This is a genomic window from Pantoea sp. SIMBA_079 (assembly GCF_046940275.1).
GTDB lineage: Bacteria > Pseudomonadota > Gammaproteobacteria > Enterobacterales > Enterobacteriaceae > Pantoea > Pantoea borealis.
On record NZ_JAWRYR010000216.1, the window covers coordinates 1 to 278 of the forward strand.

A 278-nucleotide genomic window follows, 5' to 3' on the forward strand; every position below is an offset into this window, starting at 1 on the left:
GCAGTTGTACCAATCCCAACATTACCGGCAGGCGTAACACGTACTTTTTCTGTATTGTTGGTACGCAAAGCCAAGCCTTGGTTATCGGTAGTTCCGACAAAATTAGTTGTAGGATTTGTTCCCGCATTTCCTAATGTATTCCAGGGCATTGTTGTAGCAGTAGCACCAGTTCCATTGTTGGTTGCTCTCCAGCCACCGTTACTGTAAGCAAATTCCATAGCCTGGCCATTGCTGATGATAAATCCGTTGAGCGTAGCTCCGAAACCGCCGCCTGTATT

1 protein-coding gene is annotated in these 278 nt (G+C 46.8%); it reads right to left on the reverse strand.

All coding sequences use genetic code 11. From position 1 onward, the window contains the following. Positions 1 to 278, reverse strand: a 278-nt coding sequence (locus SB719_RS19760; RefSeq protein ID WP_412159681.1) for a hypothetical protein, incomplete at both ends; no start/stop codon positions are given.